Raw genomic sequence first — 19847 nt, 5'->3', positions numbered from 1 at the left:
TCTCATTGGGGCTCTGGTTTGCTGCCGTAGATCAGGTAATTAACGTCAGTGTCTGACTTCTTGAGGGAATAAACGCCAGTAAACGGGTTGAAAACCATGCCTGTCATGTCGTGTACTTCCAGATCGGTCTGGCGCATCCAGCTACAGAGTTCATGGGGTTTAATGAATTTACTATGCTCATGTGTACCCCTGGGTAGCATTTTTAGAACATACTCGGCTCCGACAATGGCAAATAGCCAGGATTTGGTGTTGCGGTTTATCGTAGCAAAGAAGATCTTTCCGCCGGGTTTGAGCAGCTTTTCACAGGCGCGAATAACGGATGCAGGTTCGGGAACGTGTTCCAGCATTTCAAGGCAGGTGACAACATCAAAGGTGCCGGGCATCTCTTCTGCCAGCTCTTCCACCGGAATTTTACGATAATTGACTTCGACTTCACTTTCCATGCTGTGCAGGCGAGCTACAGAAAGTGGCGCGTCGCCCATGTCGATGCCAGTCACCTCTGCGCCGCGAAGTGCCATGGATTCGCTGAGAATGCCGCCACCACAGCCAACGTCCAGTACTTTTTTTCCGGCCAGACCCACTCGCTCGTCGATGTAGTTGAGGCGCAGCGGATTGATTTCGTGCAGTGGCTTGAATTCACCCTCCATGTCCCACCAACGGCTGGCCAACTCTTCAAATTTAGCAATTTCGGCTGGATCGACGTTTTGCACTGGGCGTGGTTCGTCCTGGTTTGCAGTCATAGTGTCCAGATTCTCATGCGGTTGTGTTGAATGTGCGCCGGGAAGCGGGTCTCTCTGAAAACCGCTTTATGCGAAGAATAACGCAAAAAACCAATTTCGAGAGTCGGTTGATTTCCGAAAGTAACAGCGCAGTTTGTATTCTTGTCTGCATTATACAGACAGAGTTATCAGAGTTAAGTATTCCTGTTATCCGGATACTAAAGAGTTACTATGTCGTACTTCTGTGTCATTTTTTATTCACAAATATTGTTGTCAACGCATAGACTTGCTCGCAGTAGGGCTGGCAGCTGTGGTATTATTTCCTACTTAATATGAAAAAAGTAGCCATGCCCTTTTTATCGTTAAATTCATTTCAACGCTCCTTTCTATTCAGACAGGAACTGTATGATTGCTTCCACATGGCTGCGTGTTGATTGAATTGTTCGGGTTTCCGGCCTTTCGGGTTGAGAAAGGGTGCTGACTGGTATCCGTTGGGCGCAAGCTAAAGGACGACTGGGTTTACATGACTGATATCGCCAAAGAGATTCTTCCGGTAAACATCGAAGACGAACTCAAGCAGTCCTATCTGGACTATGCCATGAGTGTCATCGTCGGGCGGGCACTGCCCGATGTACGTGACGGACTCAAGCCGGTCCATCGGCGAGTTCTCTTCGCAATGAACGAGCTGGGCAATGATTGGAATAAGCCCTACAAAAAATCAGCTCGTGTGGTGGGTGATGTGATCGGTAAATATCATCCCCACGGTGACTCTGCAGTATATGACACCATTGTTCGTATGGCTCAGCCATTCTCTCTGCGATATATGCTGGTAGACGGGCAGGGTAACTTTGGTTCCGTGGATGGTGACTCTGCAGCGGCCATGCGTTATACCGAGATCCGGATGCAGAAGATCAGTCATGACATCATGGCTGACCTGGATAAGGAAACGGTCGATTACGTGCCTAACTATGATGGCACGGAACAGATCCCTGCTGTTATGCCTACCCGCATTCCCAATCTCCTGGTGAATGGCGCTGCCGGTATTGCCGTCGGTATGGCAACCAATATACCTCCTCATAATCTGACTGAAGTGGTCAAAGGTTGTCTGGCGCTTATTGATGATGAGAGTCTGTCTGTTGATGACCTGATGGAATACATTCCGGGTCCGGATTTCCCGACGGCTGGCATTATTAATGGTCGTGCGGGCATTTTGCAGGCCTATCGAACCGGGCGTGGTCGCATCTATATTCGTGCCCGAGCGGATATTGAGCACGATGAGAAGAGAAACAAAAGTACCATCATTGTTACCGAGCTTCCTTATCAGCTGAATAAGGCCCGGCTGATTGAAAAGATCGCCGAGCTGGTTAAAGACAAGAAAATTGAGGGCATTTCCGAGCTGCGCGACGAGTCTGATAAAGACGGTATGCGGGTCGTGATTGAGCTGCGTCGTGGCGAGGTGGCTGACGTAGTACTCAACAACCTCTATGCCCAAACCCAGCTTGAAAGCGTATTTGGTATCAACAATGTTGCGCTGGTGGATGGTCAGCCAAAACTCCTGAATCTCAAGGAGATGCTGGAAGCCTTCATTCGCCACCGTCGTGAAGTGGTGACCCGCAGAACCGTTTATGAGCTGCGAAAAGCGCGTGAGCGGGGTCATTTGCTGGAAGGTCTGGCCGTAGCGCTTTCCAATATTGATCCGGTAATTGCCTTGATCAAGGACTCTCCAACGCCTGCAGAAGCTAAAGAGAAACTGGTGGCTCAAGGGTGGCAGCCCGGTCACGTGCTGGAAATGGCAGAGCGTGCCGGAGCCGATGCCTGTCGACCTGAAGAATTACCTGCAGAGTTTGGCATGAGAGAGGATGGTCTCTACTATTTGTCCCCGGCTCAGGCTCAGGCAATTATGGAAATGCGTCTGCACAGACTGACTGGCCTGGAGCATGAAAAACTGCTCAGTGAATACCGCGAGCTGCTGGAAAAAATTGCCGCGTTACTACTCATTCTTTCCAGCTCTGAGCGTTTGATGGAAGTCATCCGCGAAGAGATGGAAAAAGTGGTTGAAGAGTATGGCGATGAGCGTCGCACTGAAATCACCAGTTCACGCCGGGATCTGACCGTTGAAGATCTGATTTCTGAAGAAGACATGGTCGTCACCCTGTCTCATGGTGGTTATGCAAAAACCACATCGCTCGACACCTACCAGGCACAGCGCCGTGGTGGTCGGGGTAAGTCTGCCGCTTCGGTAAAAGACGAAGATTATGTTGAACATATGTTGGTGGCCAATACCCATACCCAGATTCTTTGTTTCTCCAGCAGGGGTAAGGTCTATTGGTTGAAGGTCTATCAGATTCCGGAAGCTGGCCGTACTTCACGTGGCCGCCCAATTGTGAATATCCTGCCTCTGGAAGAGGATGAGCGGATTACGGCGATGCTGCCTGTAGAAGAGTATACCGAAGGTCACTTTGTCTTTATGGCAACGGCTGCGGGAACGGTTAAGAAGACGCCTCTGGAGCAGTTTTCCCGTCCAAGAACCAGTGGTCTGATTGCCCTGGGTCTTGATGAAGGCGATACTCTTGTGGGTGCTGAAATTACTACCGGTGAGAAACAGGTTATGCTGCTTTCCAACGCCGGAAAAGCGATCCGCTTCGAAGAGACTGACGTGCGCGCCATGGGCAGAACTGCCAGAGGTGTGCGTGGTGTCAAGTTACAGGATGCACAAAGAGTTATCTCTCTGATTATTCCCGAAAACGACACCCAGATTCTGACCGTCAGTCAGAATGGTTTCGGTAAACGTACGGCGGTAGAAGATTTCAGAATCACCGGGCGCGGTGGTCAAGGGGTTATTTCCATGCAATGTACCGATCGGAACGGTGAGCTGGTTGGTGCTATTCAGGTGCAGGATGGAGAAGAGATCATGTTGATCTCTGATCAGGGGACCCTGGTGAGAACCCGTGTCGATGAAATATCTGTCATGAGTCGTAATACCCAGGGTGTTACCCTGATCAAGGTTCAGGAAGGCGAGAAGCTGGTCGGTGTTGCCAGGGTTGAGGAGCCGGAAGAGCCAGAGTATTCAGCTGAGGGCAATGAAACCGAAGAGGCTGGGGAAGAAACCTCTCAGGCCGAACCTGATGAAGGGCAGGAAGGCTGATTCTGTATTCCATAATTTAACGCCAGCATCATGCTGGCGTTTTACTTGCCGGGATGTAATTTATCCCTGAGATGCAGGAGCAATTTCAGCGGCAGTTACGCATTTCTGAATCGACGAGTCTGGCTGTATGGGAGGATGGTATGAACAATCTATTGGCAAAAACACTGGCTGACCCAAAAGGGCAAACCTATAACTTTTCGGCGGGTCCGGCGCCTTTGCCAAAGTCGGTGCTTGAGCGTGCTCGTGATGAGCTGCTGGACTACAACCGTGAAGGGGCTTCCATTATGGAAGTCAGTCACAGAGGGAAATCCTTTCTCAAAGTCGCAGAGCAGGCGGAGCAAAATCTGCGTGAGCTTTTGAAGATTCCTGAAAACTACAAGGTTCTGTTTTTACAGGGGGGTGCCCGTGGGCAGTTTGCTGCCGTCCCGCTGAATCTGAGAGGTGAGAAAAATAGCGCCGACTATGTCAATAGTGGGTACTGGGCTCAATCAGCTATCAAGGAAGCTCAGCGTTATTTGAATGTCAATGTTATTGCTGACGGTAAGGGAGCTTCATTCCATACCATGCCGGAAGAAAGTGAATGGCGCTTCAGTTCAGATGCGGCTTATGTCCATTACACGCCAAACGAAACTATTGGTGGTCTTGAATTTCCGTTTATACCGGATTCAGTGGATGTCCCGCTGGTAGCAGATATGTCATCCAATATCCTGTCCGGGCCTGTTGATGTCGGCCGTTTTGGGGTTATCTATGCCGGTGCCCAGAAAAATATTGGTCCGGCAGGATTAACAGTGGTCATCGTGCGTGACGATCTCCTGGGTCGAGGACATTCCAGTTGTCCTGCTGTTTTTGATTATCGAGTGCAGGCGGACAAGGATTCCATGTACAACACCCCGCCAACCTTTGCCTGGTATCTGGCCGGTCTGGTGTTTGAGTGGCTGAAGGAGCAGGGGGGGCTGGAGGTGATCGACCAGGTCAATGCCCGCAAATCCGGCAAGCTTTACCAGGTGATTGATGAGTCCGGTTTTTATCACAACAAGGTGGACCCTCGATGGCGTTCAAGAATGAATGTACCCTTTACACTGACTGACCCTGAGTTGGACAAAGTCTTTTTGGCAGAGTCTGAAAAGAATGGCTTTCTTTACCTTAAGGGTCACAAGGCAGTAGGCGGTATGCGGGCCAGTATTTATAATGCAGTACCGGAAGAGCATGTCGATGCGTTGATTGCTTTTATGCGTGAATTCGAAAGAAAATTTGGATAACAAATTCTTGATCCGTTGCAATCTCAATCACAAAGCTCGCAGGATTGCCAGCCGCTGATTGCACGGCTCTGGTCATTACAGTTAAACGCAGAGAACATTATGACAGATGATAAGTTGAAGGGGTTGCGGACAAAAATTGACAAACTTGACCAGGATATTCTGAAGCTGATCAGTGAGCGTGCACGCTGCGCTCAGGAAGTGGCCAGGGTCAAGCAGACTGAAGACGCTGCGGCAGTATTTTATCGCCCGGAACGTGAAGCCCAGGTTTTGCGTCGGGTGATGGAACGGAACAATGGTCCACTGGACGATGAAGAAATGGCTCGATTGTTCAGGGAGATTATGTCAGCCTGTCTGGCCCTTGAGGAGCCCGTCCGAGTGGCATTTCTTGGTCCGGAAGGCACCTTTACCCAACAGGCGGCCTTGAAGCACTTTGGCCATTCAGCGATTTCTGTCCCTATGGCAGCGATTGATGAGGTATTCAGGGAGGTGACGGCTGGAGCTGTAAGCTACGGTGTTGTGCCTGTTGAGAATTCAACGGAAGGCGTGGTCAGTCATACTCTGGACAGCTTCATGGATTCATCTCTGAAAATCTGTGGTGAAGTTGTATTGAGAATTCATCAGCACCTGCTGGTTTCTGAAAACACTCGTCGTGACAATATTACCCGTATTTACTCCCACGCCCAGTCACTGGCACAGTGTCGTAAATGGCTGGATGCTCACTGGCCAATGGCCGAAAGAGTAGCGGTCAGCTCCAATGCGGAGGCGGCCAAGCGTATCAGGGGTGAATGGAACTCTGCGGCCATTGCTGGTGATATGGCTGCTGACATTTATGGTCTGGAAAAAATCTCTGAGAAAATCGAGGATCAACCCGACAATTCCACTCGCTTCCTGATTATTGGTCATCAGGATGTGCCCGTCAGCGGTGAAGACAAAACCTCAATTGTCGTCAGCATGAGAAACCAGTCCGGTGCTCTGCATTCGATTCTTGAAGCGTTCGATGTTCATGATGTGGATCTCACTCGAGTGGAAACCCGTCCATCCCGTACCGGCATCTGGAACTATGTCTTTTTCATTGATTTTGAAGGTCATCAAGACGATCCGGTTATCCAGAAAGTGTTGGGAAAGTTGGCTGACAGAGTGAATGACCTCCGTGTTCTGGGCTCTTATCCGAAGGGTGTTCTTTAACAAAACAGCCATGCGCGATTGAAGCAATTTTTCGTCCCTGCCTCTGGAGGCTGTCTAAAAGCCCTGGTTTCAGTGTGGGGACGAGTAGATGGTGAATATACAGGTGAAACATGGGTTGTGATTTTACAAAGCTTGCCGTACCGGGAATACGTGCCCTGAATCCTTATCTTCCCGGAAAGCCTGTGGAAGAGCTGGCGCGCGAACAAGGTCTGGATGCCAGCAGTATTGTTAAGCTGGCCAGCAATGAGAATCCTCTTGGGGCGGCTCAGTCTTCCCGTGAAGCCATTGCCGCAATGATGGCCGAGCTGGCCCGATACCCGGACAGCAGTCTTTACAATCTGCGTGATACTCTCTGCAGAAAGCTGGCGGTTGATCCTGATCAGATAACCTTTGGTAACGGTTCCAATGATGTTCTGGTTCTGTTGGCGCAGTGCTACCTGAAAGAAGGATTCTCAGCCGTGTTCTCTGAATACGCCTTTGCGGTTTATCCCATTGCAGTTCAGGCGAGCGGGGCTGAAAGCATTGTGGTTCCGGCTAAAAACTGGGGGCATGATCTGGAAGCGATGGCCAAAGCGGTTCGTTCTGATACCCGTATCGTATTTCTGGCTAATCCTAATAACCCGACAGGTACCCGTTTTTCAGAAACAGAGTTGCGTGCCTTTCTGGGTAAACTAGCTGAAGGGGTTATTGTTGTTCTGGATGAAGCTTACTTTGAGTATGTCATGGAGAGTGATTACCCGGATGGTATTGCGCTGCTGAAAGAATACCCCAATCTTGTAGTGGTCAGAACATTCTCAAAAGCCTACGGTCTGGCGGGTGGTCGAATCGGTTATTCTGTTTCAAGCGCTGAAATAGCCTCTATTATCAACCGATTACGACAGCCTTTTAATGTTAATAATCTTGTTGAGGCGGCAGCGGTTGCTGTTCTTAATGACGAAGAATACCTGAACCGTTCCAGACAGGTTAACCAGGATGGAATGGCTCAGATTGAAGCGGGTCTGAAGTCCATGAATATTGATTACATTCCATCCAATGGCAACTTCATTACTTTTGATGCTGGCATGGAAGGTGTGGAGTGTTATCAGCGCTTACTCAAACAGGGCGTCATTGTCAGACCTCTTGGCAATTATGGAATGCCGGGGCACCTGCGGGTTTCCGTTGGTCTGGAAGAAGAGAACCGTCGTTTTCTGGAAGCACTGTCCGCTCTTAAACAGTCTTGAGTGATAACAGCCCTGAGCGAAATACAGCCCTGAGCGAAATACAGCCCTGTACGAAAGTTATTAGTCTGAAGAGGCTGTCGCCATTTTCATTCGACAGACATTTGAAAGTGGTTTTTGAAAAAGGTTGAACGTGTAGTGATAGAGCAAAACAAGACCGGTACCCCACTGAATATTCTGGTGGTCGGGCTGGGCCTTATTGGAGGATCATTTGCAGCTTCCCTCAGAGAGTGCAGTGAAAACTTTCATCTGATGGGTTTTGATCTCAAGGGCGAAAACATCGAAGCAGCCCTTTCCCTGGGAATCGTGGCAGAAGGTTGTACAGATTTTGAATCCGCCGTCAGCAAGGCTGATGTTATCCTGCTATCAGTTCCCATGCTGGCTATGCCAAAATTACTCCGGCAACTTAAGGGTCTCGATCTCACTGACAAAGTGATGACGGATGTGGGTAGTTGCAAAGGCGTACTGGTCCAGGCTGCCCGGGAAATATTTGACTGTGTACCTGAGAATCTGGTGCCGGGTCATCCCATCGCCGGTTCCGAAAAAAGCGGAGTCACTGCTGCCAGGGCCGGACTGTTCAAGAATCATAAGGTGATCCTGACACCGCTGGAGAACACTGATACTGCCGCTTTATCCCTCGTCAGGCATCTCTGGCAATGCTGTGGTGCCCAGGTCAACGCTATGGATTTTCGGCGTCACGATGAAGTGCTGGCAATGACGAGCCATTTGCCTCATCTCCTGGCGTTTTCACTGGTGGATACGCTGGCGGGCAATCCTGAAAATCAGGATATCTTTCGTTACGCCGCCGGAGGGTTTAGAGACTTTACCCGCATTGCTGGCAGTGATCCGATCATGTGGCACGATATTGCCCTGGGTAATAGCGAGGCTATTATTTCCTCGCTGGATCAGTTTTCTGAGGGCTTGACTCATCTTCGTCAAGCCATCGTTGAGAAAGACAGCAAAGGGATACTGGCGAGTTTTGAGCGAGCCCAGTCTGCACGGCAGCACTTTGCCAGTATTCTGGAAAAAAGAGCCCGTATGAATACCCTTGATGAGAATCAGGGTGATTCCCTAAGCTGAGATTCGTATTCCGGATTGTGCCAGTGTGGTCACATCCTTAGCTAACTTCGTCAACCCGGCTTTCGATGCGGGTCTGGCGCTCTCTACAGAAGGTATTCAAGCGTGAGAGATATTGATATGTCTGCAGCGACAGAAGTAATTCTTAATTACTTCATGGATTAGAGAGTCAGTCAATGAAAACTTCTTCATATATAAGCGTGCCGGTCGTAACTATTGATGGTCCCAGCGGTTCCGGGAAAGGAACGGTTGCGGCTCTGCTGGCGAAAGAGTTTGACTGGCATCTGCTCGACAGTGGTGCTTTGTATCGACTGACGGCGCTGGCGGCCATGAATCACGGGGTGGATTTTTCCGATGAAAATTCACTGGAAGTTTTAGCAGGTCACCTGGATGTGCAATTTGAACCGGGTGCTGATGGTGAAGGTCTGAAAATCGTTCTTGAGGGTGAGCGCGTTGGCGCTAATCTGAGGACCGAAGAGGTGGGAGCCAAAGCTTCTCAGGTGGCGGCTTTGCCGGGTGTCAGGAAGGCTCTTTTGAGGCGTCAGCAGGACTTTGCAGAAGCTCCGGGTCTGGTTGCCGATGGAAGGGATATGGGAACTGTGGTATTCCCCCATGCTAACGTCAAAGTTTACCTTACAGCCAGTCCGGAAGAGCGGGCGAAACGCCGTCAAAATCAGTTGCAACAGAAAGGTATTGATGCTAGCTTTGACCAGCTTTTAGCTGACATTCTTGCCAGGGACGAACGTGACATGAATCGCGATGTCGCCCCGCTGAAACCCGCCGATGATGCTATTGTTCTGGACAGCACCAGATTGAGTATTCAGGAAGTCTTCAGTCGTGTAGTGGATGTCATGCGACAGAATGGCCTGATCTGATTAACGTTAATCATTTCGGAACCTGCTGGTTGTTGAGGAGCTCGACAGCCTGTTTATATCGAGGTGGTCTGACCGACTTCCGGAAAGACCGGCGTGAATAGCCGTGTGGTGCAGATTGCCAGTTACAACCATACGGTGTTTTTTGAAAAACAACCCACACTGACTGGCGGTGTGGCCAGCATGCGATCGGTAGTCACTGCTTTTCTGAGGTGGTGTTGATTGAAGTGCTGATTGATAGGAATGACCATGAGCGAAAGCTTTGCTGAACTGTTTGAAGAAAGCCTGAAAGATATCGAAATGAAGCCGGGCGCTATTGTTAGCGGTCAGGTTGTCGATATCGACAGCGACTGGGTTACTGTCCACGCAGGCCTGAAGTCTGAAGGTGTTATCCCAAAAGCTCAGTTCCTGAACGAACAGGGTGAACTGACCATCGCTGTCGGCGACGAAGTTCAGGTTGCTCTTGACGCGGTTGAAGATGGTTTCGGTGAAACCCGTCTTTCCCGTGAAAAAGCCAAGCGTATGGAAGCTTGGGGCGAACTCGAAAAAGCCTTCGAAGCTGAAGAGATCGTTAAAGGTGTTATTTCCGGTAAGGTCAAGGGTGGCTTTACTGTTGACGTTAACACTATTCGTGCCTTCCTGCCTGGCTCTCTGGTTGACGTGCGTCCGGTTCGTGACACAGCTCACCTGGAAGGCAAAGAGCTGGAATTCAAGGTTATCAAGCTGGACCAGAAACGTAACAACGTAGTCGTTTCCCGTCGCAGCGTTCTGGAAGCTGAAAACAGCGCTGAGCGCGAGCAGCTGCTGGAGTCTCTGCAGGAAGGTCTGGAAGTTAAAGGTATCGTCAAGAACCTGACCGACTACGGTGCATTCGTTGATCTGGGCGGTGTTGACGGTCTGCTGCATATTACTGATATGGCCTGGAAGCGCATCAAGCATCCAAGCGAGATTGTGAACGTTGGTGACGAAATCAACGTCAAGGTTCTGAAGTTTGACCGCGACCGTAACCGCGTATCCCTGGGTCTGAAGCAGCTGGGTGAAGATCCTTGGGTGGCTATCACCAAACGCTTCCCTGAAGGTACCCGTGTTTCCGGTCGAATCACTAACCTGACCGACTACGGCTGCTTTGTTGAGCTGGAAGAAGGTGTTGAGGGTCTGGTTCACGTTTCTGAAATGGACTGGACTAACAAGAACATCCACCCATCCAAGGTGGTTGCTCTGGGTGATGAAGTTGAAGTTCAGGTTCTGGACATCGACGAAGAGCGTCGTCGTATCTCTCTGGGTATCAAGCAGTGCAAGCAGAACCCATGGGAAGAGTTCTCCGGTTCCTTCAACAAGGGCGACAAACTGGCTGGTAAGATCAAGTCTATCACTGACTTCGGTATCTTCATTGGTCTGGATGGCGGCATCGACGGTCTGGTTCACCTGTCTGATATCTCCTGGAATGAAACTGGCGAAGAAGCTGTTCGCAAGTACCGTAAAGGTGACGAAGTTGAAGCTGTTATCCTGGCGATCGACGCTGAGCGTGAGCGTATCTCTTTGGGTATCAAGCAACTGTCCGAAGATCCATTCAACTCTTTCGCTGGCCTGAATGAAAAAGGTTCCATCGTTAAGGGTGTGATCAAGGAAGTGACAGCCAAGGCAGCTACCGTAGAACTGGCTGAAGACGTTCTGGCTACTCTGAAAGCTTCTGAAATCAGTGTTGATCGCGTTGAAGACGCTACCAACGTCCTGAAAGAAGGCGAAGAAGTAGAAGCCCGCATCATCAGTATCGATCGTAAGAACCGCAATATCTCCCTGTCCATCAAGGCGAAGGATCAGGCTGAAGAGAAAGCGGCCATGAAAGAACTGCGTGCGAAGCAGGAAGACGAGACTTCCGGCCCTACCACCATCGGTGACCTGATCAAGGCTCAGATGGAAAACAAGTAATACTTGTTGGAGAAAGCTTCTGATGAAGCTTTCTTTTACCATAAAAAAAACCGCAGCTCGGGCTGCGGTTTTTTTTATGGTAATCAATAGGTTGCTTGATTTATTGAATCGGGTTGGCTAGGGTAGGAATTATCTGTAATCCCTGTCAGGTTCGGGGCTGCCTGAATTATCGGGTGTCCGGCTAATGAGATACTTGGCCGTTCCAGGCTACGACTGTTTAATGTCTTGTTTATCTCCTGATCAGGGTGCAGCGTCTGTAACGATACTGATACTTCAGTGTCACCCAAGGGTGCAGGGATAGGAAGAACGACAATGACCCGATCAGAATTGATAGAACGACTGACCGATCTGCAAGATCAGTTGTCGGTGAAGGATGTAGAGCTGGCCATCAAATCTATTCTTGAGCAGATGTCACATTCTCTTTCCTGTGGAACAAGGGTGGAAATCAGAGGGTTTGGCAGTTTTTCCCTGCACTACAGGGCTCCCAGGGTGGGGCGAAATCCCAAGACCGGTGACTCTGTTGTTCTGAATGGAAAATACGTTCCTCATTTCAAGCCGGGCAAAGATATGCGGGATCGTGTTAACAGTAGCCTTAAGAATCTGAAATCTTGATTTTTCCACTGTTGTTAAGCTCTGTTCAATTGTGACTCGGAATCGGATCGTAAATAAGTCATCACTGGAGTTTGATCGAATATGGTCTCTCATTTGAGTATCTGGCTGAAGCGGCTGGTAATACTGTTGGGCAGTCTCCTCCTGCTGATTATTCTCGTCAATTTTATTGTCGCTAACCCACAATTGGTGAGATTCGACCTGGCTGGTTTTTTATTGCCAGAAGTGAAGGTGTCTTCTGTCGTCGTTATCTCCTTCATAATGGGCGGGCTATTCGGGCTGCTGGTCTCACTGGTGGCTATGACCCGGCTGAGGTTGGCCAATGCCAGTTTTAAGCGTAAGCTGGGCCGACGTGATGCAGAAATACAAAAACTCAGAGCGAATGCCTTGCAAGGATTAACCTGATGCCCGATGTTGCACTGCTGGCGCTGATTATGGTGGCAATGCTGGCAGGATATCTTCTCGGACGTGCTGAAAAAAAGAAAAAAAAAGACCACTTCCCCGGGCGACCCCTCTCTAAAGAGTATTTTGTGGGGTTGAACTATCTGTTAAATGAGCAGACGGATGAGGCCATTGAGACCTTTATCAGAGCGCTGGATATTAATAATGATACTGTCGATACCTATCTTGCCCTGGGTAGCCTGTTTTGTCGTAAAGGAGAGGTGGATAAATCGATTCGGGTGCATCAGGATCTTTTGGCCCGACCCAGTCTGACCCCCCTTCAATCCATTCGTGTTCGGCTGGAGCTGGCCAAGGACTACATGACCGCAGGATTATTTGATCGCGCCGAAGCCATGCTGGTCGATCTTTCCAGTCAAAATCATGAATATAGAGTGGATGCGCTTGAACAACTTCTGAAAATCTATGAGAGAGAGAAAGAGTGGCAGCAGGCCGTTGAGATTGCAGAATCCCTCCGTAAATTGTCAGGTGAGCACTATGCCTCCAGGCTGGCTCATTTGTACTGTGAGTTAGCCGAAGAAAAACTGCTTCACAATGATCGATCGGGGGCCAGAAAGTTCATCAGAACAGCATTTTCCAGGGATAAGAACTGTGTCAGGGCCAGTTTGATACTGGGCCAGATAGAGATGGAGGAAGGACGCGACAGAGAAGCCGTTAAGGCTCTCCAGAAGGTGTCCATTCAGGATAATCGTTACGTGCCACTGACTCTGGAAATGCTTGAAACTGTCTGTCACCGAAGTCATCAGCAGCGTGCTCTGGGCAGCTATCTGGCACGGTGTCTCAATGAGAAGTCGGGTACAGCTATTATATTGGCCATGACGGCTCAGTTAATGAACAGTCGTGATGAAGTGTCTGCCATGGAATTTTTAACCATTCAGTTGCGACGGCAACCTTCTCTCAGGGGGTTGAATGCCTTGATCAATATTCAGTTAAATCATTCCTCTGACCCCTCTCTGACCAGTATCAAACTGTTGAAAGAGGTCACAGACCAGATGTTGCTTGAAAAGCCTGTTTACCAGTGCTTCAGCTGTGGCTTTTCCGGCAAAGAGATGCATTGGCATTGTCCGGGTTGTGATGGCTGGGGAACTCTGGCACCCATTCAGGGCGTAGAAGGGGAGTAATATCCCCATTTGTTTGTTTTACTGAGTGTTCTTGTCTAGACCTGTTTATAGAGCCTTCTTAGTATATCTTCCAAATTTCAGGATGCAGCGTGGGAGGCAGACAGGAAGTTAAGGATGTCTCCGATGAGAAAAAGAATAATCAGTTTTACCGCAGTGACCCTGCTGGCTCTTTCTGCCCCTGTTTTTGCCGACAAAGCCCCATCTCGATTGAAAGTAAAAATGAATATTGCCACTCTTCAGGAACTGGATGAAGCCAGGGTTCAAGTGCGCCATACACTGGCAGAGAAGATTGTCGGAGACAGAGAAAATAATGGCCCCCTGAGCTGAAAGTTAAATTGATTTTCAAGATGTCACAGTATGACCATTTAATATTTTCGTACTCATTTAGCAGATATTTCTTTTTGATATTTTGAAAAAATCTATATGAATTAAAAATTAATATTTCTGAAACTACGATATTAATGAGTTCGATTGTTAATTGAAATAATTCTCATTTAGGTCTAGTATTCCGCTTGCTTTTCAATCTGTTGTTGTCTTTCCATGAACCGCCTCAGGTTACTCTTTTCACTACATCATCAGATGTATCAGGAAGCACTCTCTCCCGCTTGCTGTGCGTTCCGGGAGGAGGCTTGGGAGATTGTGATGACGGTCACTTTAGGGGATCTCCGGACAGGAGAGGAAGCTCGGGTCTTCGCTTTCAGGGAAGCAGGCTTAGCCTATCGTCGTAAGCTTCTGGCCATGGGCCTGACGCCTGGAACCTGTTTCAGAGTATGCCGGGTCGCGCCTCTGGGTGACCCTATTCAGCTCCAGGTTCGGGGATTTCAACTCAGTCTGCGTCGTCACGAAGCGGCAGCCGTTGAAGTGACTCGTCTATGAACGAACATGTGTTTGCGATTGTAGGCAACCCTAATTGCGGCAAAACCACTTTATTCAACAGTTTGACGGGGGCCAGTCAGCATGTAGGCAATTGGCCTGGTGTTACTGTAGAAAAGCGCAGTGGCCGCTATGAGTATAAAAGCCAGCTCGTTGAAGTGGTTGACCTGCCCGGTACCTATTGTCTGGACGTGGTTGATGATCAGGTATCGATGGATGAGCGCATTGCCCGTGACTTTATCCTTGCCCGTGAAGCTGAGTTGATCGTCAACGTTGTCGATGCTGCAAATATTGAGCGTAACCTGTATCTGACCACACAGCTGTTGGATATGGGACTCCCCGTTCTTGTTGTCCTCAACATGATGGATGTTGCCAGGGACAAAGGTCTCAAGATCAATGCTGAAAAGCTGTCCGAACAGCTCGGTTGCCCTGTTCATGCCATGATAGCCTCCAGAAACAAAGGAACACCGGGGCTCAAGGATCTTATTAATCAATGCTTTTTTAAAGGAGTTGAACCGGCAAAGCCGCAATATCTGGGAAGCGTTCTGGAAGAATCTGTTACTTGCCTGCAGGCACGTGTTGCCAGTGAGATTGAAGATCGCTCAATTGCACGTTGGGTGTCGCTTAAATTACTGGAGGGCGAGGCCGGTTTTGTTGACCAGGTTTCTCAGGGTCTGTTGGAGGCTGCGGTTTTGGCACGATCCCAACTTGAGGACGCCTATGATGCAGAGATGGATATCCTGGTGGCAAACGGTCGCTATGAAAGCATCAGCCTCATCATGAAGGATACTGTCAAAAGCGTGGGGAATGTAAGTCAAGGTCTTACTGAGCGTGTCGACCGCATTGTCCTGAATCGACTGGTGGGGTTGCCGGTTTTCTTTGGTGTTATGTATCTGATGTTCATGTTCTCTGTGAACATAGGCAGTGCTTTTATAGACTTTTTCGATATTCTCTCAGGCACTTTCTTTGTCGATGGTGTGAGCCATCTGCTTCAAAGTATCGATGCGCCGGACTGGATTATTGCACTGCTGGCCAAAGGTGTCGGTGGCGGTATCCAGACTGTCTCTACCTTCATACCGGTAATTGCTTTTCTGTTCCTGTTCCTTTCAGTACTGGAGGATTCAGGTTATATGGCCAGAGCCGCCTTTGTTATGGACAGGGCGATGCGTTTTCTGGGGCTTCCCGGAAAGGCTTTTGTGCCTATGTTGGTTGGGTTTGGCTGTAACGTACCGGCCATTATGGCGACCCGGACGCTGGAAAATCAGCAGGACCGGATGCTGACCATTGCCATGGCGCCTTTTATGTCCTGTGGTGCGCGTCTTCCTGTTTATGCGTTATTTGCTGCGGCCTTCTTTCCCGGTTTCGGTCAGAATGTGGTTTTTACACTCTACCTGACGGGTATTCTGGCTGCGGTGGTAACGGGTTTGATGCTGAAGAAGAGTCTCTTCAGTGGAGAGGTTACACCTTTTGTTATGGAGTTACCTAACTATCACAGGCCGTCAGTCAAGCATGTACTGCTGAGAACCTGGAGTCGACTGAAAGCCTTCTTGTTCAGGGCAGGTAAAGCCATAGTTCTCGTAGTAATGATACTCAATACCCTGAACTCTGTAGGAACTGACGGCAGTTTTGGCCATGAAGACACCCGGTCATCAGCGCTCAGTAAAATAGGTCAAACCATTTCACCTGCTTTTGCTCCCATGGGTATGTCAGAAGATAACTGGCCAGCGGCTGTTGGCCTGTTCACAGGCATTCTGGCAAAAGAGGCGGTGGTTGGCACGCTAAACTCCATGTACACCTCCATCGCTGAGCAGGAGAATGGCACTCAAGCCCAAGCCCATAATTTTGACTTTATGTCTGGTTTTAAGGAGGCCATGGCAACCATTCCTGTCAATCTTTCAGAGGTGGTATCTTCTCTGGCAGATCCTCTTGGACTCAGTGTTGGTGATTTGAGTAATCTGGAATCAGTAGCACAGGACCAGGCAGTGGAAGTTTCCACCTTCGCGGTCATGCAAAGACTGTTCATCAGTGATGCGGCTGTCGTCGCTTATCTCCTGATGATCCTGCTCTACACACCCTGTGTTGCAGCCCTGGGGGCTATTTATCGGGAATCAGGCCTTCGCTGGACATTCTTTGTGGCGGGCTGGACTTTCTTCATGGGATATTCAGTGGCTACTCTATACTACCAGTTGTCCCGAATTACTATTCAACCACTGACATCCCTGAGCTGGCTGTCCATCATAATGCTGGCCATGACTCTGGTGTTTCTGCTACTCAGGAGGGCAGGGCAGAGAATGCTATTCACTTCAGAAGATCTACCTGCTGAAACACTCAGAAGCTCTACAGGAAGCCATTGATGCTGCTAACAATCAGAGATTTTCTGTCAGAAAAAGGTATCTGTACTTTGGCTGAACTGAGTCAGCATTTTGAAGTAGACCCTGAAGCCATGCAGGCCATGCTGAGTCACTGGGTCAGGAAAGGAAAAGTGGTGGAGGAGTCATCCGGCTGCAAACAGGGGTGTGTCAGTTGTGGGCCTGAACAGTTGATTGTCTATCGTTGGTTAAGCTCGAGTCACTACGATCTCATTCCTGTCTGTGTTCAGAGTGATTAACCCGATATCGATAGACTGGGCTAAGGTATAAATCGTTAGCCTTATTCGTACGTTCAGGCTGCCATCCCGGTAGCCTGAATGTGTGGCTGACGATGTAACAGCCATCCTTAAGTTTCTCCTTGAATGCCCCGGATAACTTTTCCATAGCGCCCGGATAGAGATAGCATACGACCAATCCGGCTTCTTCCCATTGATGTTGAAAAATATCCTGCTGAATGATGATGACATTTTTTAGATGGCTGCAGCGTATTCGGCTGATCCAGTAGGGGAGGGGAGAACGTTCAATTCCGAAGATGATGCGGTCAGGATAGGCATTTGCCAACACTGAAATCAGAGAACCAAAACCACAGCCCAGTTCATAAATGTTGCCATCGACCCTTGAAGGCAGGGTTTCCAGTAGTTTTACTCTTACCTTGCCAGAGGAGGGTGTTGGAGTGATGCCCAAACGCAGGCTCCAAAAGACAATGGTCGTAGTTATCAGGCAGCCTGCAAAAAAGATCAGAATCAGAATTGTGTGTTCAAAGTTAATCATTCCCTTAAAGCACTTTATTACCCGCCAGGTTTTTATATTGCTCTTTATTTGACGCTTTGATCAAGTTCTGGCTGGACAGTTTTGCTGTATGAACTAGCTTACAAACAGAGTCTCAAGTCAAGTAGTGCGATGAATAGTGCAATAAACAGTGCGATATATAGTGCGATAAATGGTGCGATGAGAAAATTGGCGATCACTGGCGTATTCTCATTGGTCACAATCGTCATTTGGCCTCTCTATGCAGCCGAACCTGTCCCGTCTATTGAAAGCCTGGATGCAGGCTTCCAAAAACTGCAATCAGTACTTGGGCGGTATGAGCCGATGCATGCCAGGCAGTTCCGTATCATTATTGACAAGGAGTATAAAAATAAACCTGTCGAAAATGAGCCGGAAACACTGACCATCTCTAAGGGTGAGGTGCTTATTGGTAATCCTTATCGAATGGCGGATGGCATCGCTTTTGATACGATTGAAGCCATCAGGAATACGTTTTACGAAATTAATAAACATGATCAGCGCAAGAAAAAGTTTCGTGAGCACCGCTATCTGGCGATTCGCTACGTATTAAGAATAGATGCCGAACATCAATGGCATTTTGAAAGCAGTGTACTGTCCCACAGTGATCCTGCCGTGGTGGAGTCCCATGCCCTTACAGGCAATGTCGACTGGCTGAAAAACGGCTTTGAGCTGACAGGTTTTACCTCGGGTGTTGCATACACAGCGGGAGTTAAGCCTCTGCCCATAGCGGTCTATGCTCAATTAAAATTTATACGTGCCGGTGATGAATTGTACATTGATGATCGATGGCAGGATTATAAAATGACCAAAGGTCCCAATGGCAAGCTACTGCCATTCCCGGATTTCAATCAGCCCGTCGGGCGCCCTCAGTCCTGGTACAGTCGGGAAGCTTCTTACTATGAGTAAAAGCCTATCGTCATCTATCGCGATGCGCTTCGGCTGCCAGATGGTTAGGGAGCATAGTTGGATTAGATTTGCGCCACCGACTTTGCTGGTTTGACTTTTTTAGGTGTTTGCAACAGAGTGACATTTTCCTGATTTTGACCAAAAATATTCGCTCTTTAAAAAGATGTTAAAAATCATATGGTTATAAATGGCTCAAAAAATTGGGGTGAATTTGATATTTATTCCTAAGTTGCTGTTATATAAGTGGTTTGATGCTTTATACTCTGGTTCACTGCCGTGCAGGCAGCTTAGAAATGCCCGGTTATCGTGTAGCCTTGAAAACGTTGGTTCACTGCCGTGCAGGCAGCTTAGAAAAGCTCAGGGTCAGGTCACATTGTTCAGCTTCTGTTCACTGCCGTGCAGGCAGCTTAGAAAGTTGATCCTGAGAAAGAGGGATTGAGGTAGGCGTTCACTGCCGTGCAGGCAGCTTAGAAAAAAGGGGAATATAGAATGCAGGCGTGGCGCTTGTTCACTGCCGTGCAGGCAGCTTAGAAAGACATAGAGTGTCCTTTCCTGACCGTGTATCCGTTCACTGCCGTGCAGGCAGCTTAGAAAGTTGCAATCATCAAGGTCGGCTAATGCCACAAGTTCACTGCCGTGCAGGCAGCTTAGAAATCAGAGACAGAGAAAGACAGTTCACCCAATGCGTTCACTGCCGTGCAGGCAGCTTAGAAATGAAACTTGCAATCTTAACGAAGCTTGTGAAAGTTCACTGCCGTGCAGGCAGCTTAGAAATACTCGGAATCAGACAAAGCTCCAGTAGGGTCGTTCACTGCCGTGCAGGCAGCTTAGAAATGAAAGCCTACCTCGCCAAGTCAAACGCCCCAGTTCACTGCCGTGCAGGCAGCTTAGAAAATTGGTTGCCCCTGTCAGGTCGTTAATTTGTGCGTTCACTGCCGTGCAGGCAGCTTAGAAAAGTATGATCGCTCAACAATACTTGCGGCCACTGTTCACTGCCGTGCAGGCAGCTTAGAAAAACAAAGAGAGGCGACTCGGGAATGCTGAAGAGTTCACTGCCGTGCAGGCAGCTTAGAAATGACTTATCAGTCAGTCTAGCGAGTTCGGGCAGTTCACTGCCGTGCAGGCAGCTTAGAAAATATCGACTTCAGGATCAAGAAAAAGAGCCTCGTTCACTGCCGTGCAGGCAGCTTAGAAATTGATATGTCAGGAGAAAGACTCAAGGGCGCTGTTCACTGCCGTGCAGGCAGCTTAGAAATGATCGTGAAGAGCCACAGCTTCCTCATTGTTGTTCACTGCCGTGCAGGCAGCTTAGAAAACT

The 19847-nt window shown here is 48.9% G+C and carries 17 protein-coding genes and 1 CRISPR repeat array (1 of these 18 running past the window's edge); of the genes, 15 read left to right on the top strand and 2 right to left on the bottom strand.

The features are described from left to right. Positions 1 to 2: 2 nt before the first annotated feature. Positions 3 to 710, bottom strand: coding sequence for a bifunctional 2-polyprenyl-6-hydroxyphenol methylase/3-demethylubiquinol 3-O-methyltransferase UbiG (gene ubiG, locus ACOJUN_RS21430; RefSeq protein ID WP_422137110.1), 708 nt, complete (start codon positions 708 to 710; stop codon positions 3 to 5). A 532-nt stretch (positions 711 to 1242) separates the two neighbouring features. Between ubiG and gyrA the strand changes: the two genes are divergently transcribed. From gyrA to ACOJUN_RS21360, 14 genes are all read left to right on the top strand, one after another. Further along, positions 1243 to 3864 carry a DNA gyrase subunit A gene (gene gyrA / locus ACOJUN_RS21425; protein WP_422133905.1) on the top strand — a complete coding sequence of 874 codons (2622 nt, stop codon included), beginning with the start codon at positions 1243 to 1245 and terminating at the stop codon, positions 3862 to 3864. A 140-nt stretch (positions 3865 to 4004) separates the two neighbouring features. Next, the gene (gene serC, locus ACOJUN_RS21420) at positions 4005 to 5123 is read left to right on the top strand and encodes a 3-phosphoserine/phosphohydroxythreonine transaminase (RefSeq protein WP_422133904.1); all 1119 of its coding nucleotides are present in this window, start codon (positions 4005 to 4007) and stop codon (positions 5121 to 5123) included. A 99-nt stretch (positions 5124 to 5222) separates the two neighbouring features. Then, complete coding sequence (pheA, locus tag ACOJUN_RS21415) at positions 5223 to 6308, top strand: prephenate dehydratase (RefSeq protein WP_422133903.1); 1086 nt, start codon at positions 5223 to 5225, stop codon at positions 6306 to 6308. 110 nt (positions 6309 to 6418) lie between these two features. Continuing rightward, positions 6419 to 7528, top strand: a complete 1110-nt coding sequence (gene hisC / locus ACOJUN_RS21410; RefSeq protein WP_422133902.1) for a histidinol-phosphate transaminase — start codon at positions 6419 to 6421, stop codon at positions 7526 to 7528. A gap of 114 nt (positions 7529 to 7642) precedes the next feature. Beyond that, the gene (locus tag ACOJUN_RS21405; RefSeq protein ID WP_422133901.1) at positions 7643 to 8605 is read left to right on the top strand and encodes a prephenate dehydrogenase/arogenate dehydrogenase family protein; all 963 of its coding nucleotides are present in this window, start codon (positions 7643 to 7645) and stop codon (positions 8603 to 8605) included. Between the two features lie 173 nt (positions 8606 to 8778). Next, positions 8779 to 9477 carry a (d)CMP kinase gene (gene cmk, locus ACOJUN_RS21400; protein WP_422133900.1) on the top strand — a complete coding sequence of 233 codons (699 nt, stop codon included), beginning with the start codon at positions 8779 to 8781 and terminating at the stop codon, positions 9475 to 9477. Positions 9478 to 9723: 246 nt separating this feature from the next. Further along, positions 9724 to 11403, top strand: a complete 1680-nt coding sequence (rpsA, locus tag ACOJUN_RS21395) for a 30S ribosomal protein S1 (protein WP_317146341.1) — start codon at positions 9724 to 9726, stop codon at positions 11401 to 11403. 312 nt (positions 11404 to 11715) lie between these two features. Continuing rightward, positions 11716 to 12015, top strand: coding sequence for an integration host factor subunit beta (ihfB, locus tag ACOJUN_RS21390; RefSeq protein ID WP_422133899.1), 300 nt, complete (start codon positions 11716 to 11718; stop codon positions 12013 to 12015). Positions 12016 to 12096: 81 nt separating this feature from the next. After that, the gene (locus ACOJUN_RS21385) at positions 12097 to 12417 is read left to right on the top strand and encodes a lipopolysaccharide assembly protein LapA domain-containing protein (RefSeq protein ID WP_422133898.1); all 321 of its coding nucleotides are present in this window, start codon (positions 12097 to 12099) and stop codon (positions 12415 to 12417) included. Continuing rightward, positions 12417 to 13592, top strand: a complete 1176-nt coding sequence (gene lapB / locus ACOJUN_RS21380) for a lipopolysaccharide assembly protein LapB (RefSeq protein WP_422133897.1) — start codon at positions 12417 to 12419, stop codon at positions 13590 to 13592. The genes ACOJUN_RS21385 and lapB overlap by 1 nt, the downstream gene beginning before the upstream one ends. Positions 13593 to 13715: 123 nt before the next feature. Further along, on the top strand, positions 13716 to 13919 hold the full coding sequence (locus ACOJUN_RS21375; RefSeq protein ID WP_422133896.1) for a hypothetical protein: 204 nt from the start codon (positions 13716 to 13718) through the stop codon (positions 13917 to 13919). Between the two features lie 315 nt (positions 13920 to 14234). Beyond that, positions 14235 to 14468 carry a FeoA family protein gene (locus ACOJUN_RS21370; RefSeq protein WP_422133895.1) on the top strand — a complete coding sequence of 78 codons (234 nt, stop codon included), beginning with the start codon at positions 14235 to 14237 and terminating at the stop codon, positions 14466 to 14468. Then, on the top strand, positions 14465 to 16819 hold the full coding sequence (gene feoB / locus ACOJUN_RS21365; RefSeq protein WP_422133894.1) for a Fe(2+) transporter permease subunit FeoB: 2355 nt from the start codon (positions 14465 to 14467) through the stop codon (positions 16817 to 16819). Before ACOJUN_RS21370 ends, feoB begins: the two co-directional genes overlap by 4 nt. Further along, positions 16819 to 17073, top strand: coding sequence for a FeoC-like transcriptional regulator (locus ACOJUN_RS21360; RefSeq protein WP_422133893.1), 255 nt, complete (start codon positions 16819 to 16821; stop codon positions 17071 to 17073). Before feoB ends, ACOJUN_RS21360 begins: the two co-directional genes overlap by 1 nt. Here ACOJUN_RS21360 and ACOJUN_RS21355 read toward each other — a convergent pair. Then, positions 17045 to 17605, bottom strand: a complete 561-nt coding sequence (locus tag ACOJUN_RS21355) for a hypothetical protein (RefSeq protein WP_422133892.1) — start codon at positions 17603 to 17605, stop codon at positions 17045 to 17047. The two genes, ACOJUN_RS21360 and ACOJUN_RS21355, sit on opposite strands and share 29 nt — an antisense overlap. A 177-nt stretch (positions 17606 to 17782) precedes the next feature. Here ACOJUN_RS21355 and ACOJUN_RS21350 point away from each other — a divergent pair, with 177 nt between their 5' ends. After that, positions 17783 to 18529, top strand: coding sequence for a hypothetical protein (locus ACOJUN_RS21350; protein ID WP_422133891.1), 747 nt, complete (start codon positions 17783 to 17785; stop codon positions 18527 to 18529). Between the two features lie 266 nt (positions 18530 to 18795). Further along, positions 18796 to 19847: a CRISPR direct-repeat array (repeat unit 28 nt; unit sequence GTTCACTGCCGTGCAGGCAGCTTAGAAA) (it continues 9196 nt past the right edge of the window).

The organism is Endozoicomonas sp. ALD040 (assembly GCF_049275945.1).
Taxonomy (GTDB): Bacteria; Pseudomonadota; Gammaproteobacteria; order Pseudomonadales; family Endozoicomonadaceae; genus Endozoicomonas_A.
The sequence above is the reverse complement of the archived record's forward strand: the minus strand, read 5'-3'. Positions and strand labels throughout refer to the sequence as shown.

What these genes read in the sequence shown, in the direction of transcription:
- gyrA (WP_422133905.1), top strand. Translation starts at nt 1,243, where the DNA reads ATGACTGATATCGCCAAAGAGATTCTTCCGGTAAACATCGAAGACGAA.
- serC (WP_422133904.1), top strand. Translation starts at nt 4,005, where the DNA reads ATGAACAATCTATTGGCAAAAACACTGGCTGACCCAAAAGGGCAAACC.
- pheA (WP_422133903.1), top strand. Translation starts at nt 5,223, where the DNA reads ATGACAGATGATAAGTTGAAGGGGTTGCGGACAAAAATTGACAAACTT.
- hisC (WP_422133902.1), top strand. Translation starts at nt 6,419, where the DNA reads ATGGGTTGTGATTTTACAAAGCTTGCCGTACCGGGAATACGTGCCCTG.
- cmk (WP_422133900.1), top strand. Translation starts at nt 8,779, where the DNA reads ATGAAAACTTCTTCATATATAAGCGTGCCGGTCGTAACTATTGATGGT.
- rpsA (WP_317146341.1), top strand. Translation starts at nt 9,724, where the DNA reads ATGAGCGAAAGCTTTGCTGAACTGTTTGAAGAAAGCCTGAAAGATATC.
- ihfB (WP_422133899.1), top strand. Translation starts at nt 11,716, where the DNA reads ATGACCCGATCAGAATTGATAGAACGACTGACCGATCTGCAAGATCAG.
- ACOJUN_RS21385 (WP_422133898.1), top strand. Translation starts at nt 12,097, where the DNA reads ATGGTCTCTCATTTGAGTATCTGGCTGAAGCGGCTGGTAATACTGTTG.
- lapB (WP_422133897.1), top strand. Translation starts at nt 12,417, where the DNA reads ATGCCCGATGTTGCACTGCTGGCGCTGATTATGGTGGCAATGCTGGCA.
- ACOJUN_RS21375 (WP_422133896.1), top strand. Translation starts at nt 13,716, where the DNA reads ATGAGAAAAAGAATAATCAGTTTTACCGCAGTGACCCTGCTGGCTCTT.
- ACOJUN_RS21370 (WP_422133895.1), top strand. Translation starts at nt 14,235, where the DNA reads ATGACGGTCACTTTAGGGGATCTCCGGACAGGAGAGGAAGCTCGGGTC.
- feoB (WP_422133894.1), top strand. Translation starts at nt 14,465, where the DNA reads ATGAACGAACATGTGTTTGCGATTGTAGGCAACCCTAATTGCGGCAAA.
- ACOJUN_RS21360 (WP_422133893.1), top strand. Translation starts at nt 16,819, where the DNA reads ATGCTGCTAACAATCAGAGATTTTCTGTCAGAAAAAGGTATCTGTACT.
- ACOJUN_RS21355 (WP_422133892.1), bottom strand. Translation starts at nt 17,605, where the DNA reads ATGATTAACTTTGAACACACAATTCTGATTCTGATCTTTTTTGCAGGC.
- ACOJUN_RS21350 (WP_422133891.1), top strand. Translation starts at nt 17,783, where the DNA reads ATGAGAAAATTGGCGATCACTGGCGTATTCTCATTGGTCACAATCGTC.